The organism is Saccharopolyspora endophytica (assembly GCF_018070075.1).
Lineage (GTDB): Bacteria > Actinomycetota > Actinomycetes > Mycobacteriales > Pseudonocardiaceae > Saccharopolyspora > Saccharopolyspora endophytica.
Genome location: NZ_JAGPXE010000007.1, coordinates 165,727 through 181,965 on the forward strand (window position 1 = coordinate 165,727; position 16,239 = coordinate 181,965).

Below are 16,239 nucleotides of genomic sequence, written 5' to 3' on the forward strand. Positions count from 1 at the left end.
GAAAGCCAATGCGGTGTCAGATTCCAACAACACCAGAGCCATCGACTCACCGCCAGCCTGGCCGTGAGAAGCTCAACAAGCTGACTTGACAGGGAACCGCAACGGGGCGACCAGCCGTTCTCCAGGTGCGAGCTGCTTCCACCACTGGGCGGGGATGTCCCACGGTGAGACCGTGGCGATCATGCGGTCGTACGGGGCGTGGTCGGGGTAGCCGAGCCCGCCGTCGCCAGTGATCACGTGCACGTCGCCGTAGCCGGCGGCGGCCAGCGCTTGTGAGGCTTTCGCGGTCACGTCCGGGTCGACGTCGATGGTGGTCACCAGGTCCGCGCGGCCGGTCAACTGGGCGAGCAGGCTGGCGTTGTAACCGGTCCCCACTCCGATCTCCAGGATGCGGTTGCCCGGCTGGACGTCGAGTTGGTCGAGCATCGCGGCTACTAGCCAAGGTGCCGACGCGCAGGACAACGACCGGCCGTCCTCGAACCGGTGGGTGACCACCGCCTGCCACGGGTCGTAAGCGACCGCCAGGTCGGCGTCCGGCACGAACTCGTGCCGCGGTGTGTCGCGCAAAACCCGCTCGACGTCGCTGTGCTTTGCGTGCCCGGCCTTCTGGATCCTCTCGACCATTGCCGCACGTAGCGCTTCCGGCGAAGTAGTGGTGGTGTGCATCGTTCCTTCGTATCAACGATCGTCGGGTTGGCGGGCATCGTTAGTGATCGACACGGGCTGTTTCTCGGGCCGAGGAAGCAAACCCGTTGTGGTGCAACGGCTTCACTAGGACCCGCCCTACGGGTTCGCTGGAGCGTTGACGTTGCAGGACATCGTCTTCACGCTGCGTGCCATGGCCTCTTCGGCGCAGGCTAGTGCTGTCGTGAGGTCTGCCAGCAGTGTGGCCGGGAGCGTGCCGCTGCCGAGCGCGCACGCTTCGACCGAATCGGACAACTCGCGCGCTTGGGAGTCGGTGAGCAGCTCGCGGCAACCATTGTGGGCGAGTACATCGCGAGCGACGTATCCGTCTCGTGTCGCGGCGGCGTAGTCGATCAGATCAACGGCGATCTGGTGCACGGGTGGATCGTCAACGGTGCCGATGGCGTCGATGAAGGACAACCCGAGCCGTGTGTGGAAGACCGCCAAGCCGGGCGCGGAGGTGTCGAGTCGGTGGTACTGGTTCAGGAGCGTGGGCAGATCGGCGACGCCCGAGGCGCCGTGGCACTGGATGGTCAGGCAGGCGGTCACGGCGTTCTCCCAAGGGTCTCCTGGTGTTGTGTCGGCCAAGAGGGTGAGGGCGCTGTCGGTGTCCCCGGATACGGCGTGGGCGATGACCGCGATCTGGCGACCGTCAAGCATCCGTCGCCCGACGCCCTTGTACGCGTCGAGCCGGGCGCGTGCCTCCGCCCAGCGGCCGGCTGCGGCCAGAGCGCGGCCACCGGTGGCCAGCAGGACTGCCCACAGCCAGCTGCGGATGTGCTGGTGCGTCTCGGCGGAGTCGGTGAGGTCGGCCGGGATCTCGATGCCGTCGACGATGGCGTCAGTTCGGGCGGAGACCGCGGTGAACAGGGTGTCGATCAGCGCGAAGGCGCGCTCGCCCTGACCCTCGCGGATGTAGAGGCGGGCGAGGTTGGTGATCGGTTCGAGAGCGAGGCGGGCTACCTGCGCGCCCAAGGGGCGGGCGCGCAGGTAGATGTTCACCTGCTGGTGGCACCACCGCCGGGCCAGTTCGGGCAGGCCGCAGTCGGAGGCGATGAGCGCCGCGTTGTTGTGCACGGCGGCGGCTTCGGCGAGCTCGCCGCTGTGCTCGACTTGGCGTGCTCGGTCGCACAGCTCGGCCACCCGCCGGGCCAGCGGGAGGCAGGCCGGGCGGGTTCGGGCAACGAGGGGGAAGCGGCGGGCGAACTGGCCGGCGGGGTCCACGGGCGTCACTCCCAGGTGACGGTCATGGGCTTGGTGGGGCGGTCCAGGACCACGAAGCCGGGGTTGGTGTCCGGCTGGGGCGCGGTGTCGGGAATGGCGAATCGGACGGTGCTGGCGCGGAAGCCCTGGTCCCAAGTCGAGATCTCGACCGAGACCTGCTCGGCGAGTTCCTGCGCGTTGGGGCCGTGGCCGATGACGCCGACCTCGTAGCGTCGGCCGCCGTCCGGATCGGGGTCCGCGGCGCGGATGGTGAGGTAGGCGAGGCTGCCGTCGGCGGCGGTGGTGGCCATCGCCACCGAGGGGAACATCGGCCGCACAAGGCCGCTTTCCTTCGCAGCGGGAGCGACCTCCATGCGCATCAGCGGGTTGGGCAGGTGGCAAGCCAGCCAGAGATCCAGCCATTCGAAGGATTCCATCGGGACGAAGTGCACGCCGGTCCACACTTCGCAGGCAGGGCTGTCGAAGACGCCGGTCAGGGTGTCCGGGTCGGTGGCGTGGTTGTTGTCCTTATGGATTTGCAGCGTCACCTCCCCGGTGCCGGTGAGGTCCAGAACGCGGCGAGCGTCGTCGCCAAGGCCACGCAGCGGCATGAAGATCGCCATCTCGCTGCCCAGGCTGCGCCAGCCGTCCTGGTCGCGTTCGAAGACGATGCTGCGAGAGGCACAACCACGCAGGCGCACCGGAGCTACCAGACGTCCGCCGGGTGTGAGCTGGTCGAGCCAGGCAGCCGGGACCTCGTGGGCACCGACGGTAGCGATGACGCGGTCGAAAGGCGCAGTTTCTGGGTGGCCGAGTGCGCCGTCGGCGGCGACCGCCTCGACGTTGTCGATGCTGGCTGCGGCCAGGTGCTCGCGTGCTCCGGCGACGAGGTCCTCGTCGATGTCGATCGTGGTGACATGCCCGTCGGCGCCGGTGAGGGTGGCCATCAGGGCGGCGTTGTAGCCGGTGGCCGCGCCGAGTTCGAGCAGCCGTTCGCCGGGCTGGATGCCGAGCTGTTCGAGCATCATGGCGACGATCTTGGGCTGGGACGCGGCGCTGATTCGGGTGCCGTCGCCCTCGTGTTTGGTGTAGACGGGCTCGTCGGCGTACGCCTCGACCAGGGGGACGTCGGGCAGGAACAGGTGTCGGGGCACCTGCCGGAACGCGGCCTCCACAGCGTCGGTGCGGACGGTGCCGTCCTTGACGAGGCGGTCGGCGAGCTTGGTACGCAGCTCGTCGGCGGAGCCGGTGGAAGCGTCACTGACGGTGGTTGTCATTGCGGGAACCCTAACGGTGTTGGAGGTGGTCCCGGCTGGTGCCTGCCGGGTAGGCGTGCTGTAAAAAACGGTGTCGACGGCCAGCGCGGCGAGGGTGGCCTGGTCGGTGCCGGAGAGACCGGCGCGGTTGGCGTGGAAGATGAAGTGGTGCGCCAGGACGGCGCGCAGGCCCCGCTCGAGGTGTCCGGCGCGAGCGAGTTCGGCGAGTTGGCGACCGGCCGTGTCGAACGCTGTCCACCAGGTCTCGGGAACCACGTCGGGGGCGACGTCGGCGACCTTGTGCGTGTTGGTGGTCATCAGTCGGCGCACGGCTTGGCTCAACCGCTCGGTGTGCGGAGAGTTGTTGGAGTGGGGTTGGGCGGTGGGCCGGAGCGCAGCCACCTTGTCCCAGACGTCGCCCTGCTCGAACCAGTCCAGCCCGGCGGCGCGCAGCATCGAGCTGAACAGCAGGACGGTGGTCTCTCTCTGACCCAAGGCAGCGGGTTTCGTGGCACGGGCGAGGCAGTGGCGACTGTCGTGGTGAAACAGCGAGTGCGCGATGTCCATCGCGGCGGGTCCACCGAAGGCAAGGGTTTCGGGTTCGTAGATGCCGCGAGTCCAGCGCGCGAGATGCCCATCGGCCTCCAGGTCGGACAGCAGCGTGTCGACCGCTTTCGTCTCGGGGTTGACCGGTTGGTAACGCAGCCGCCAGGCGGGTGTCTTGCGCAGGTGCCACCACGTGTCGAGTTCGCCGTCCTGTTGGGCCTGGTCGAGAGCGGGTACGAGCAGGGTCGCGGCGGTGTGCTCGGCCGTGGTCGGGTCGGCGAACTCGACCAGGTAGTGGTGCCAGCTGTCCGGCAGCATCAGCGCGGAATCTCCTCTCGGTCGGACGGATCGCGTTCGGACGGATCAGGTGATGAGCAGGCCGGTGCCCCAGCCTGTCGCGGGCTCGATCTCAGCGGCGAGGGCAGCTAGGCCGACCCCGGCAGCGCCTTCGAGGAAGCCGGGGCCTTCGGGAACGGCCTGGGCGCAGGCGCGGTGCAGCATCTCGGTGGCCAGCGCGCGGAGTCGGGAAGCGGCCGGCTCCGGTGTGTCGATGGCGGTATGAGCGGTGATCCGGGCGAGTCCGGCGTAGCCGTGGCACAGCGAAGCGTCGCTGATCAACGCATCCTGTTCCGGGTCGGTCACCGCACTGATCACGGCTTCCTCGGCGATCTGGCGGCGATCGGCGTCGTCGAGGGCCAGGGCGGCGAGGTGCAGGGTGCGGGCGATGCCCGCTGTTCCGTAGCACCAGCTCGGGCGTCGGCTGGCCCCGCTGTGCCGCACGTACATCGGCGTCGAACGCGCCTCGTCTCGGGTGACCATGTAGGGCCACCGGTGCCCGCTCGGAGTGCTTATGCGCCAGGAGTCCAGCCACGCGCAGATCGTCGCGACGGCCTGGCGCTGCCCGTCCACGGCGATGCCCCGGCGCAGGGCCTGGGCCAGCAGTGCCAGCGGGCCGCCGATGCCGTGTGCTACGCCGAAGTTGCCGTGGCCTCCGGGGAACTCGTCGTCCTCGTGGCCGGTGGGACCGGTGAGGGTCCACCACCCCGGCAGGGCCTCTCCTTCGACCATCACCGGTTGGGTGAGCCGCACGAGGGCGCCCAGAACGGCCGGCAGGGCGGTGCCGTCGGGGTCGTGGTGCAGCAGATGGGCACCGAGACCAGCGAGGCCCCGAATCGTGTCGAACTCGGCCATCTGCGGCAACATCCCGACGACGTCCATGCGCTCGTGGGCCTTGTCGACGCGGTTGTGGGCGTCGGCGGCGATCTGCCGGGTCAAGGGCGTGAGGGCGGACTGGTACGTGCCGGGACGGACTGTGGCGGCTCCCGCGAGGGCGCGCGCGACTGCCGGCGCGCCGTAGAACAAGCCGGTGCTCGCTCCGGCGGTGATCGGCTTGCTGGTGACGGCGGTCAGCCAGTCATGGGCGCGGTCGAACGGCCGTATCCCGGCGGCTGCCAGCTCGATGTGCAGCAGTGCCACACCAGGAGCGCCGTGGGCGAGGGATTGGTGCCACCACGGCTCGTCCGTGGGCAGGTGGGGGGCGTCCGGCCGGGCGAGGCGATCGGCGATCCCCGTCGCGTACTCGACCGCGGCATCCGAGGCGAGGTCGGCGTTCATCGCGGTCCTCCGGTGCGGGCGGCGAAGGTCAGGGCCGCGGTCCGGGCCAGGTAAAGGCACACCGCCTTGTCGTCGGGCTCGATGCCGTAGGCCCGCAGGAAGTGCGTGTGCAGCAACGAGCCCAAGGCGGCGTCCGGGTCGACGCCCTCGGCCTCAGCCCCGGACAGGTGCGCTCGGTAGGCAGCTACGGTCTGGGCGCGCTCGGCCCATGTCGCGACGACCGAAGCCGCACCCGGCGTGCTGCGCAAGGCGCGGAAATTCTCGGAGGGGTCGGCGAGGCATTGTGCCTCGGTGAACACCGGCCGGGGCACGACGGTAGGAGGTTTGGCCGGGACATGGTCGACCAGCCACCGCATCCCGGCCTCGGTCCCTCCCATGAAGGCGACGGCGATGGCGGCGAAGTTCGCCGCGGCCAGAGCATGGTCGTGCGGTCGCGCGGGCCAGGCGAGCTCGGCGAGCACGGCGCGGGAGTCAGCCGTGAAGAACGCCTCGACGGCTGATAGTGCCGCACCTGAGCCCCAGCGGCCGGTCTCCGGGTAGGAGGTCGCGAAAGCGATGTCGCGCAGCAGGCCGAGGCGGCGGAGCCGGTCGGCCCAGGCGCTGACCCGGCCGGCCGCCTCGCCGAACACCACTGGCTCAGTGCTGAGGAGACTGATCCGCAAGCGCAGGTAGTGCTCGTTGCCCTCGCGGAATCGCAGAAACCACCACCGCGGTTGGGCATCGCCCCACTCCGCCAGCAGTGCGGGCAGGTGCTTGGCGAGCACGGTGTTGTGACGTTGCGGGTCGCCGTAGAGCTTGGCGAACAGCATGGGGGAACCACCCGGCGACAGCCCGTGCTCACCTGGCCGGACGATCCGCTGGGGCGTCGGGCGCGGTGGCCGCGTCGTGGCCTGCGGCTGACAGCTGGCCATGGGCACGACGACGTCGTGAGCACGGCCATCGAGCCATCCGGCGGCGTCCTCAGCGGGTCCTTCCTCCAGCACCGCGTGGGGGTGGGTACCGAGGTGCTCGCGCAGCAGGACCCGGTGTGCGTCCTCGACGAGATCGAGCGGCAACCGCCAGTCCCCGTCGACCAGGAACACCGCCTGCGGGAGGCGGCGGCGGGTGCGCCACTCGGCCAGGGCGCTGTCCCAGGTCGCCCAGCTGGAGGTCCGGTCGGGAAGGTCGGCTGCGGCCAACCGCCACCGGGCCGGGGACAGCACGATGCGGCCGAAGCGCAGCCGAGGAAGAAACGGCAACGTGGCCGCCGTGCCCCAGTCGAAGTCGGTGACCTCCGCGCAGTGTGCGCGGGTCAGTTCGACCAGGAGGCGGGCCAGCGGCGGAGTGTGTTTGCGTAGGTTGAGTGCGTGCAAGCCCCACGCTTCGACCCTCGCGCCGAGGGCGGGTGCGGTCAGATACAGGCGGTCGCTGTCGCAACTGACCGCCAAGTCCGCCGCCGTGAGGACCGCCGTTGACGCGGCGGTGTCGCGGTGTTCGGCGAGGCTGACGATGGTTGGCAGGACCTGGGCGCTGCGGGCGACGTGTGCGGTGGCGGGGTCCAGAGGCGGGAATGACAACTGGGCCTGGATTACCCCGTCAGACGCGGGCGGGGCGAGCGGCGTGATCAGCATTCGGCGGTCGTGTTCGTCGAACAGGTGCAGGAAACGGCCGCTGACGACGCCGGCCGATCGCGAGACTGAGGTAACGACGAGCTGGAAGTTGCCCTGCTTCAGGGCTTGCAGGCTCGGGGAGTCGACACGGGCGCACAACTCGAGGTGCGAGGGCAGCCGCATCGAGTGCACAGGCGCCAGCTCCAGCTCGGCGATCAACCTCTCGCCGAGGACGACCTCTTGCTGACCGTCCAACGCGGCGGCCTGGGCCAACGCCAGCAGCCGTTCGTCCCGAGGCGTCTGCTGGGGTCGTGTGACCACTCCGCTGGTGCCGGGGTAGCCGTCAGGCCAGCCGATCCCGCTGTCGGCAATGACCTCGAGCAGTGGCACCTGTGCGCCGGTGCCGAACCGCTGGTAGAAGCGTCGGTGGAAGTCCGCCCAGGCTGCCGTACCGCTGGCGCGGGAGGTCAGGCGCGCCAGGACCAGCGCGGCACGTTCCGCTTCGCGGGCGACTGCGCTGGGGAGCACGACGTCCAGGTCCAGCCGCAGGTCGACCGTGACTGGGCTCCGCCGTGACGGAGCCAGGCGGCTCATGGACGCGGCGGCGTCGGTCCGTAGCCTGCGCCGCGCTTCCGCTGGGCTGTTCCGATGTCGCCGCAACATGTCGTGGATGTCGTTCAGCGTCATGCACCGCTCGGTGGCAGCCTCGCCGACCGTGGCCAGCTCGCGCACCAAGTGGCCAAGTGCGTCGGGCTCCGTGCTCGGCGCATGGAGGTTGGTGACGAGCACGCGACGAGCGACCAACGTGGCCAGCAAGCCGGTCACCGTGCTCCCGGCGGTGCTCGGGAACTCGGCCTGTACCTGCTCGCGCATGTCATCGAAAGGAATCGGTGTCCGCGCAGCTCGCACGGCCGCGCGCACCGGGCCGGTGTAGCGAAGTTCGACTTCGACTGCGCCGGTGCCTCGATGGTTGACGGTCGGCTGGTACGGAACCACAAGCCGCTCACCGCGCACCATCAACGTGGAGTTCGCGACGAGGACCAAGCGCTCCAGGATCTCGGCCTGACCTTCCAACCGTCGGATGACCTCGGCCAGCCACCCGGCGTCGGCCGCAGCGTCCGCGCGATGATCATCACCCCAACGCTGAGAGGGATCCGCGTCGAACCGCGCGGCGGTGACCCCGGCGAACAAGCCGTTGGGAGTCGGACGGCCGGTCAACCGTGCCAGGTACCGCAGAACGGACAGCACCACGCGCCGGGATTCGCGCTCGCTGGCAACCTGAGCGCCACACAGGTTGTGGACGCGGTCAGCAAGGACAGGGCTGGCCAGGCCGATGGCGTCACGGACGGCTTCGACCTCCCACACTTCGCGCAGCCAGTCCACCCACGCGGTGACGGCGTCGGCCCCGGTCGCGGTCAGCGTCGGCCACGGCGGAAGTTTCAGCTCGCCCTCTGCAACAGCCCGGACCAACAGGCCACCCGCGGCTCGAAAGCCGACGCGGTCGGGCAAGGCCGTGGACACGGGACACCTCTCCAAAGCGACGGATGGAAACCGGACGCCCGCCCAAGAAGCCCCTGGCGGGCGTCCGGTCGCTCGTGACAATCAGGCGGCGCTGATGCAGGTCGACTTCTCGCACGTCGTCCCGCAGCCGTCATCCGTCATGTTGATCAGATGCGCCGGGTCCACCACCTCGACCAGCGTGATGTCGAGGTCGAACTCCGAGCCCATCTCGACCTCCGCGGCGGGCGTGGCCACCGTGGTCGGCGACCACTCCATCTGAACCGTCACAGATCCTCCTTCGTGGGTTTTACGCTCCGAGTCCCGGCGAGTCGGCCGTGACTTCGCCCGCCAGGCGGACCAGCCCGGAACTCGACCGAGGTACCGAGCGCTCCCGCCAGCACACCCGCGAGCGGAATTCCATCGAAGTGGAGGGCAGTCCTACCACCACACACCCCTCGACGGCACGTCCCGGTGAAAGACGCTTCCGGATACTCGGGCTGCGCCGAAGCGGAAGCTCGCCCGGACCGCAGCGATATCAGTCAAACCCCTGGTGATCAACGATAGCCAGAGCGCCGACGCGGCGTCGATGAGGCGGCAATGAGGCGTCATCACCTCTGACCTGCATAAACGCCTTTTCAGAGGCGGTAGTCCGAACGGGTACAGCTCGCCGAGCGGGTGATCAGCCTTGACCCGTAGCTGGCTATCGTGGCAGGTGACCGACGGGGTGAGGTGGTGTTCATGAGTGACCGACGAGATGCCTTCGCCGCGCGGCGTGAGCAGATGGGCTACACCCAGGAGAGCTTCGGCGCGGCGGTGGGCGTGGAGTTCTCCACGGTCGGACGCTGGGAACGCGGCACCCTGACCCCGCAGCCGTACCGTCGACCGTGTTTGGCTAAGACCCTCGATGTGAGCCTCGACCAGTTGGATGCGTTGCTCACGCCGAACCGGCAAGCTTCTACCGTTGCCACTGAACCAGCCGACCCTGCGGAGGCCGACGACATGAACCGTCGTGACCTGCTGCGCTTGTTCAGCATGACCGGCGCGTTGCTCGCGCTGCCTGCTGGCGAGACAGTACTCGGCGACGTCGACCGGCTCGCCGCCACAGCTCACGCGGGCACGGTGGACACGGCGGGAGCAGCGGAGTTCGCCCAGCTCAACTCCCACCTGTGGCGCGTGTACGCACTGTCGCCGACCAAGGCCCAGGTGCTGCCGCTGGTCCGAGCCCAACTCGGTGTACTCAGCGACTCCTTGCGACGACCGCAGACACCGACCATCCGACAACGGCTCTGCGAGCTGACCGCCGACCTCTTCCAGTTGGCGGGGGAAATCTTCTTCGACGGCAACCGATACACCGACGCCGCTCACTGCTACACGCTTGCGGCAACAGCGAGCAAGGAGGCCGTCGCTTCCGACCTGTGGGCCTGCGCGTTGACCAGGCATGCTTTCGTCGCCGTGTACGAGCGCCGATTCGCGGATGCCGCGCCGATGCTCGACGTGGCCGCCACCATCGCACGTCGAGGCGACCCCAGCCTGTCGACCCGACACTGGGTCGCCGTGGTGCAGGCCGAGACCTTCGCCGGCCTCGGCGACTTTGACTCCTGCCAACATGCCCTCGACACCGCTGCTGAGGTCCAGCGCCTACGGGGCCAGGTGCACAACGGCGGCTGGCTCCGGTTTGATGGCTCCCGCTTGGCTGAAGAACGCGGAACCTGCTACGTCACGCTGGGCCGCCACGACCTAGCTGAAGCGGCTCTGGTCGACGCCCTGCAGGGCACCTTGACCGCCCGCCGGAAAGCAGGCGTCCTGACCGACCTGGCGATGATCGGCGTGCACCGTCGCGACCCGGACCAGGTCGTCACCTACGCCGACACCGTCCTGACTACCGCCCGCCAGACCCGCTCGGGGGTCATCGCACAGAAGCTGCGGGTCCTTCAGCCACACCTTGCTTCCTTGCTCAACGACCAACAAATCCAGCGACTCGATGCCGAGATCACCAAACTCGTCGGCAACCGCGCCGCGTGATGGAGGACGACCGAATGCACAACGACCGTGGCCGCGTGTTCCGCGAGGCGTGGATCGCCGGAGTCACCAAGCACTACCCCGGTGAGCCGAAGCCTGGCTACATCACCCCGTGGGACCAGACCCCCGACTGGGAACGCGACGCCGCGACCGCCGTGTACGACCAGGTCGTCGCCTTCATCAAGGCCACCGACGGCGCCACCACCAAACTGACCCCAGACCAGAAAGGCCGCTTTGTGGCGTTGTGCTGGATCGGCCAGATCTTCAAGCACTTCCCCGAGCCGAAGCCGTCGTACGTCGCGGACTGGAACGATTTGCCGGACTGGCAGAAGGCGACGGATATCGACATCTTCGAGCGCATCGAACGCGATGCCTGACCAGGCGACGATCGACGCTGCGGCCGTCGATGCTCGCCTTGCCGAGACCGAGTACGACGACGCTCAGGCGTGGCTACACGCACGTTCGACCGCGTTGGAGCCGCTCGCAGCCGAGGTCTGGGTCACCGACCCGGAGCACCGCCACGTGCTGCTCGTGCGGCACCGGGTGCGAGGCTGGGTACCGCCTGGCGGAACCGTCGAGCCAGGCGAGACGCCTCGAGCCGCAGCAGCCCGTGAACTCTTGGAGGAGACCGGCCTGCTGGGCGAGCTGCTGTCAGTGCCGGCGGCCGTCGCTGTCCGCTCTTTCCGCGCCGACTGGACGCCAACGCTGAGCCTGTCCTACGGAGCCGTCATCAACCGCGACGCGCCACTCGGCGGGGAGAAGGGACAGCCGCCGAAGTGGGTCGACCTGGACGAATCGTGGGAGAGCGTGTTCCCCGAGGATCGCGACCGAATCCGCGCGTATGTGCGCAGGCTCGCGGCAGAGCACGCGGTCGAGGCGCGCTGATCCTGTCGGGCGGGGCTTTAGTGTCAACGGCGGGCGAATCTTGACCCCCTGGCGGCACCTGGGTTAGGCGCCACGCCGGGGTCAGTTTTCACGCGCCGTCGACAGCTTTAGTTGGTGGCGGCCCCTGCGGACAAGCACAGATCGTCCCAAGCACCATCCCGCTCTGGCGTTTTCATGGGCGGTCTGGGTCGCACGTCCGGACGTGAACGTCCGCCGTTTCGTCGTTGACATGGCCGCTGATCAGGTCCGATCAACGCCGGGTAGCGTGGGTGCGCTAGCGAATCTGGGAGTGATTATGGCGATACGACGAGATGCTCTCGCAGCACGGCGCGAGGCTCTCGGCTTCACCCAGGAAACCCTCGCCCAGGAGCTTGGGGTGGAGCTCTCGACAACCTGACCTCGCCTGCGAGTGGGCCGCTCACCTGGAAGGGAGGGACGACCGACGAACGTTCAGCGGGGTCGCCGACGGTGCTCATCACGGGCTGCTTCCTGTCGTGCCCGTGACCCTACTTGGTCAGGGCGCGCAGGCGGTGGTGAGCGCGGCGGCCTGATCGGCCCTGGTCTGCAGCCAGGCGGCTGGAGCACTGGTGAGGGTGTCCAGGGTGGCCGTCTGCAGGGTGGCGGCCAGGTCGGTGATGGCGCGGCCGATGTCGGTGTCGCTGGTGGTCGCGGCCAGGTCGGTGAGCTCGGTGGCGGTGGTGTGCGCCTGGTCCAGTGCGGCCTGCGGTGCGCTGAGGTCGGGCGGGTTGGCGACCAGTGCCAGCGCGTCGCTACACACCTCGGCGGCGGCGACCGCGCCGGTCACGGTGTCCGCGGCCGAACCGGCGGTGTCGCCGGCCTGCTGGACAGCGCCGCAGCCGCTGATCGCCGCCACGACGCCCACGCCGAGCAGCACAGAGGTCCATCGAGTCGAGATGCGCATGAGCGGGTTCCTTTCCGGATGGGCTGGGTCTGTGGGGTGGTGCCGCCCACCGCTGGTGGGGGGAGTGAGCGGTGGGCGGCACCGGGGCGGTCGACGCGCGTCAGTCGCGCGTCGACAGGCCAGTGGGCGAGGACGGGGCCGTCTCGGCTGCGGCCGCCCCGGTTTGGGCTGGCTCGGTCGTGACCGTGTCGGGCTCCGCACCGGCCAGCGAATCGGCAGAGGCAGCCGCTGGGGTGGCCGGGGTGGTGCGGGTGCGGATCCAGCTGGCCGTGACGGCGACGGCGAGCAGGAGGGCGACCACGGCCAGCGAGAACCAGGTGGGGATCTTGTAGAGGTCGAGCAGCAGCATCTTGATGCCGACCCACACCAGCACCAGGGCGAGGCCTAGCTTGAGGTAGATGAAGCGGTGCATCAGGTCGGCGAGCAGGAAGTACATGGCGCGCAGGCCCAGGATGGCGAAGGCGTTGGAGGTGAACACCAGGAACGGCTGCTGGGTGATGGCGAAGATCGCCGGGATGGAGTCGACGGCGAAGACGATGTCGGTGACCTCGACCAGCACCAGCACCGCCAACAGAGGGGTGGCCACCCAGCGCCCGGCCTGGCGCACCAGGAACTTCTGCCCGTGGTACTCCTCGGTGGTGGGGATGACCTTGCGGAACAGGCGCAGCACGACGCTGCGGTCGGGGTCGATGGTCTCGTTGCGGTGCACGGCCATCCGGACACCGGTGGCGACCAGGAAGGCGCCGAACACGTACAGGATCCAGGCGAAGGACGCGATGAGCACCGAGCCCGCGGCGATGAACACCGCCCGGAACACCAGTGCGCCGAGCACGCCGTAGAACAGCACGCGGTGCTGGTACTCGCGGGGAACGGCGAAGTAGCCGAAGATGATCGCGAAGACGAACACGTTGTCCACCGCGAGGGACTTCTCGATCACGTAGCCCGCGAAGTACTGGGCGGCGAACTCGCTGCCCCACGCCCACCACACGATCGCGCCGAACCCGAGGCCGAGCGCGACCCACACCGCCGACCAGGCGGCGGCCTCGCGGACCCCGACCACGTGTGCGCGGCGGTGGGCGAACAGGTCGATCGCGAGCATCACCAGGATCACGCCGAGCACCGCGGCCCACGCCCACAACGGAACAACCACAGTCAAGCACCTCCGGTCACGTCGAGTGAAACCGGAGGTCTCCCCAACCGCCAGAGCACGTGCGCTGGGTCCGGTGGCGCCGGGACCGGGCAGCCATCGAACTGCCGTAATGACGATCCCGGACGTGGTGGGTACTCCCCTCCGCACCACCAGAATGACGAAATACGGTTCGCCTGTCAAGGCTTGACTGGCGAACCGTACTTCGTCAATCTGGAAATGAGGCCAGCGCGCGGCCTCCTCGATCCGTGCCGTGGAAAGCAGGTCCGCTGATGCCCGCCCAGTGCACAACCCTCGTCTGCGTCGTCGACGCCACCGATCCCGCGCCGGCCGCCGAGCTGCCCGCGGCGGTCGAACTGATCGCCGACCACGGCCACCTCGTGCTCGCCGTGCTGCACCCGCCGCCGGGGCTCACGCTCAACGCGCGGCTGATCGCCTGGCAGCAGGTCCGCCGGGAGCAGGTCACCGCCGCGGCGCTCGCTCCCGCGCTGTCACGGCTCCCGTCATCCGGGCTGGCCGAGCGGGGCGTGCGGATCCACACCACCGCGTGGCATCACCGTCGCGGGCCGGGCGGCCGGCATCGGCGCGTGGCCGCCGCCCTGCTGCGACTGTGCCGAGTGCACGACGCCGACGTGCTCGTGTTGCCCGCCCATCCTCGCGCCGAGCTCCTCACGCCTGCGACCTGCCAGTACCTGCTCGGCCTCACTCAACCTCGGCTGCGGATCCGCCGCGCAGACGAGCACACCCTGCCCGACGCGATGCTGGTCTGATCACACCCGGTCGAGCAGCTCCCCGCCGATCCGGACCCCGCGCCGACAGCGGCATCGAGAGTGGAAGGAATGCCTTATGGTCGGCCCCATGCGGCCTGCCGAACCCCCACCCGACCACGCCCTCCCCACCCCAGCGGGCTCGGATCCCACCGACTCCGGCACGGTGGATTCTGGCGTGGTGGATGCTGGTGCGGAACCGGCCGACGCCGCCGCGTCGCAGACGCCAGGGTCGTGGATGTTCCTGAGCAACCACGCCCACGTGCTGCTCTGCCTGGCCGCCGACCCGCACCAGACCCTGCCCGTCATCGCCCAGAAGGTCGGCATCACCACCCGCGCCGTCCAGCTCATCCTCACCGACCTCATCCAGGGCGGCTACATCGAGCGCACCAAAGTCGGCCGCCGCAACCACTACCGCATCAACCCCGACGGCCATCTGCGCCACCCGCTGGAAGCCCACCACCGCATCGCCGACCTCATCACCGCCGTCGGTCCCGCCACCCCTGACGATGCTCGTGATGCTTCGGCTGACGGCGCCTCGACTCCTCCGCGTCGTCGCCGCACCGGATAACTCGCCACCCTTGGTAAACGAACCACAGTTCGTCATTCTCGACGTTGAGGGGGAGTACCTCAACGACCAAGCCCCGCGTCGTCAACACGATCTGGCCGACCCGGATCCGGCGCAGGCACCCGCCGCCCCACCGCGCGGGTCCAGGAAACCTCACGCCACCGACGCCAGCACCACCAAGCACGCCCTGGCAAGGGCTACGTGGCGTGGCCGGGCGGTGTGCGGACAGGACCTCGCGACGACCAGCGCCCCTCTCGCTTCGCACCCCACACTGACACGCCACCCGGGACGGCGTGTGTTCATCGTGGCGGGCGGGGCGGCACCAACGCTGCGCAGGTGATGACCAACGCCAGCAGAATGAGTGCCGTGACAGCGATGTCGATGAGGAATCCGGTGAGCATGGTGAACATGGTCAGTCCTTCTCAATCACGTGCTGCTCGGCTCGGCGGCGGGTGCGCAGGCTCGCCGCGATGACGACGGCGAGGATGGCCACGATGACAGCGAGGGAGACCGGCGTGGGGATCTGCGGGGTGGCCGGCCAGATTCCGTGGGCCCAGTGCAACACCAGTTTCAGACCGATGAACGCGAGAATGACCGCCAGGCCGTGGTTGAGATAGACGAGCTTGGCCAGCGTGGCGTGGAGCACGAAGTAGAGCGCGCGCAGGCCGAGCAGCGCGAAGGCGTTGGTGGCGAATACCAGGTAGGGGTCCGCGGTGATGCCGTAGACCGCGGGGACCGAGTCCACGGCGAACACCACGTCGGTCACGAACACCGCGGCGACCACCACCGCAAGCGGCGTGAGCGCGCGTCGTCCGTGCTCCCGTACGGTCAGCCGGGTGCCTCGGTAGTCGTCGGTGACGGGCATGAACCTGCGGAGCAGTCGCACGATACGCATCTGGGATACGTCGCGGCCCGCGAAGGCCGAACCGGTGTGCACCTCGTGCAGGATCTTGCCCGCGGACACGAGCAGGATCAGGCCGAAGAGGAGGAACGCCCAGGTGCCTGCCTGCAGCAGCGCCGCGCCCGCCGCGATGAAGATGCCCCGCAGGACCAGGGCACCGGCGATGCCGTACAGCAGCACCCGTTGCTGAATGGGGGACGGGACCGCGAACCCGGCCAGGATCAGCATGAACACGAACAGGTTGTCCACCGACAGTGACTTCTCCACCACGAAGCCGGTGATGAACTCCAGTGCCGGCCCGCTGTCGAACACCGCCCACAGCCAGATCCCGAACAGGACGGGCAGCGTGAGATAGAACACCGACCAGCCAATCGCTTCCCGTATCGACACCTCGTGGGGACGGCGGGTGACGGCGAAATCGGTGACGAGGAGGCCGAGTATTACGGCGATGCTGGCGACCCACAACCAGGGCGACCCGATCGACGAGGACCCCACCGAGTCGGCGGGCGCGGCCACGGACAGAGACGACACCACGGGATGAAAGGGCACGAAGACCTCCGCGCACGGACGACGTTCGAGGTCTCCTTCACCCTGGTGAGGGCGGTCGCCCGGGGACACCATGGGGTGTCCGTATTGAC

At 69.0% G+C, this 16,239-nt stretch carries 14 protein-coding genes; 5 read left to right on the forward strand and 9 right to left on the reverse strand.

Annotation, left to right across the window (positions count from 1 at the left end; all coding sequences use genetic code 11):
- Nucleotides 1-72: 72 nt before the first annotated feature.
- The 6 genes from KBO27_RS17885 to KBO27_RS17910 form a co-directional block, all read right to left on the reverse strand.
- On the reverse strand, nt 73-624 hold the full coding sequence (locus KBO27_RS17885) for a methyltransferase domain-containing protein (protein WP_205215079.1): 552 nt from the start codon (nt 622-624) through the stop codon (nt 73-75).
- Between the two features lie 159 nt (nt 625-783).
- Nucleotides 784-1,908, reverse strand: coding sequence for a hypothetical protein (locus tag KBO27_RS17890; protein ID WP_075849513.1), 1,125 nt, complete (start codon nt 1,906-1,908; stop codon nt 784-786).
- A gap of 5 nt (nt 1,909-1,913) precedes the next feature.
- Nucleotides 1,914-4,007, reverse strand: coding sequence for a methyltransferase, FxLD system (gene fxlM, locus KBO27_RS17895; RefSeq protein ID WP_091679559.1), 2,094 nt, complete (start codon nt 4,005-4,007; stop codon nt 1,914-1,916).
- 45 nt (nt 4,008-4,052) lie between these two features.
- On the reverse strand, nt 4,053-5,303 hold the full coding sequence (locus tag KBO27_RS17900; protein WP_091679561.1) for a lanthionine synthetase C family protein: 1,251 nt from the start codon (nt 5,301-5,303) through the stop codon (nt 4,053-4,055).
- Nucleotides 5,300-8,413: a lantibiotic dehydratase gene (locus KBO27_RS17905; RefSeq protein ID WP_186361385.1), complete on the reverse strand. Its 3,114-nt coding sequence runs from the start codon at nt 8,411-8,413 to the stop codon at nt 5,300-5,302. The genes KBO27_RS17900 and KBO27_RS17905 overlap by 4 nt, the downstream gene beginning before the upstream one ends.
- An 81-nt stretch (nt 8,414-8,494) precedes the next feature.
- Entirely contained in the window at nt 8,495-8,680 is a 186-nt protein-coding gene (locus KBO27_RS17910) for an FxLD family lanthipeptide (RefSeq protein WP_009151814.1), read from the reverse strand.
- Between the two features lie 450 nt (nt 8,681-9,130).
- On the opposite strand from KBO27_RS17910, the gene KBO27_RS17915 reads away from it, so the two are divergent.
- The 3 genes from KBO27_RS17915 to KBO27_RS17925 are packed head-to-tail and all read left to right on the forward strand — an operon-like array spanning nt 9,131 to nt 11,296.
- Nucleotides 9,131-10,414 carry a helix-turn-helix domain-containing protein gene (locus tag KBO27_RS17915; protein WP_112276300.1) on the forward strand — a complete coding sequence of 428 codons (1,284 nt, stop codon included), beginning with the start codon at nt 9,131-9,133 and terminating at the stop codon, nt 10,412-10,414.
- Nucleotides 10,415-10,428: 14 nt separating this feature from the next.
- Nucleotides 10,429-10,788 carry a hypothetical protein gene (locus KBO27_RS17920; protein ID WP_073575400.1) on the forward strand — a complete coding sequence of 120 codons (360 nt, stop codon included), beginning with the start codon at nt 10,429-10,431 and terminating at the stop codon, nt 10,786-10,788.
- Nucleotides 10,781-11,296 carry an NUDIX hydrolase gene (locus tag KBO27_RS17925; RefSeq protein ID WP_113694550.1) on the forward strand — a complete coding sequence of 172 codons (516 nt, stop codon included), beginning with the start codon at nt 10,781-10,783 and terminating at the stop codon, nt 11,294-11,296. Before KBO27_RS17920 ends, KBO27_RS17925 begins: the two co-directional genes overlap by 8 nt.
- A 514-nt stretch (nt 11,297-11,810) precedes the next feature.
- Here the strand turns inward: KBO27_RS17925 and KBO27_RS17930 are convergent.
- The gene (locus KBO27_RS17930) at nt 11,811-12,218 is read right to left on the reverse strand and encodes a bacteriophage spanin2 family protein (RefSeq protein WP_005456771.1); all 408 of its coding nucleotides are present in this window, start codon (nt 12,216-12,218) and stop codon (nt 11,811-11,813) included.
- 100 nt (nt 12,219-12,318) lie between these two features.
- The gene (locus KBO27_RS17935; RefSeq protein WP_005456772.1) at nt 12,319-13,368 is read right to left on the reverse strand and encodes a TerC family protein; all 1,050 of its coding nucleotides are present in this window, start codon (nt 13,366-13,368) and stop codon (nt 12,319-12,321) included.
- 269 nt (nt 13,369-13,637) lie between these two features.
- Here KBO27_RS17935 and KBO27_RS17940 point away from each other — a divergent pair, with 269 nt between their 5' ends.
- Both KBO27_RS17940 and KBO27_RS17945 read left to right on the forward strand, forming a co-directional pair.
- Nucleotides 13,638-14,135 (forward strand): hypothetical protein, encoded by a 498-nt coding sequence (locus tag KBO27_RS17940; protein WP_005456773.1) that lies wholly within the window; start codon nt 13,638-13,640, stop codon nt 14,133-14,135.
- Nucleotides 14,136-14,223: 88 nt separating this feature from the next.
- Nucleotides 14,224-14,703, forward strand: a complete 480-nt coding sequence (locus tag KBO27_RS17945) for a helix-turn-helix transcriptional regulator (RefSeq protein ID WP_177242873.1) — start codon at nt 14,224-14,226, stop codon at nt 14,701-14,703.
- Nucleotides 14,704-15,112: 409 nt separating this feature from the next.
- On the opposite strand, the gene KBO27_RS17950 is transcribed toward KBO27_RS17945, so the two are convergent.
- Nucleotides 15,113-16,123 carry a TerC/Alx family metal homeostasis membrane protein gene (locus KBO27_RS17950; RefSeq protein WP_225950578.1) on the reverse strand — a complete coding sequence of 337 codons (1,011 nt, stop codon included), beginning with the start codon at nt 16,121-16,123 and terminating at the stop codon, nt 15,113-15,115.
- Between the last annotated feature and the right edge of the window lie 116 nt (nt 16,124-16,239).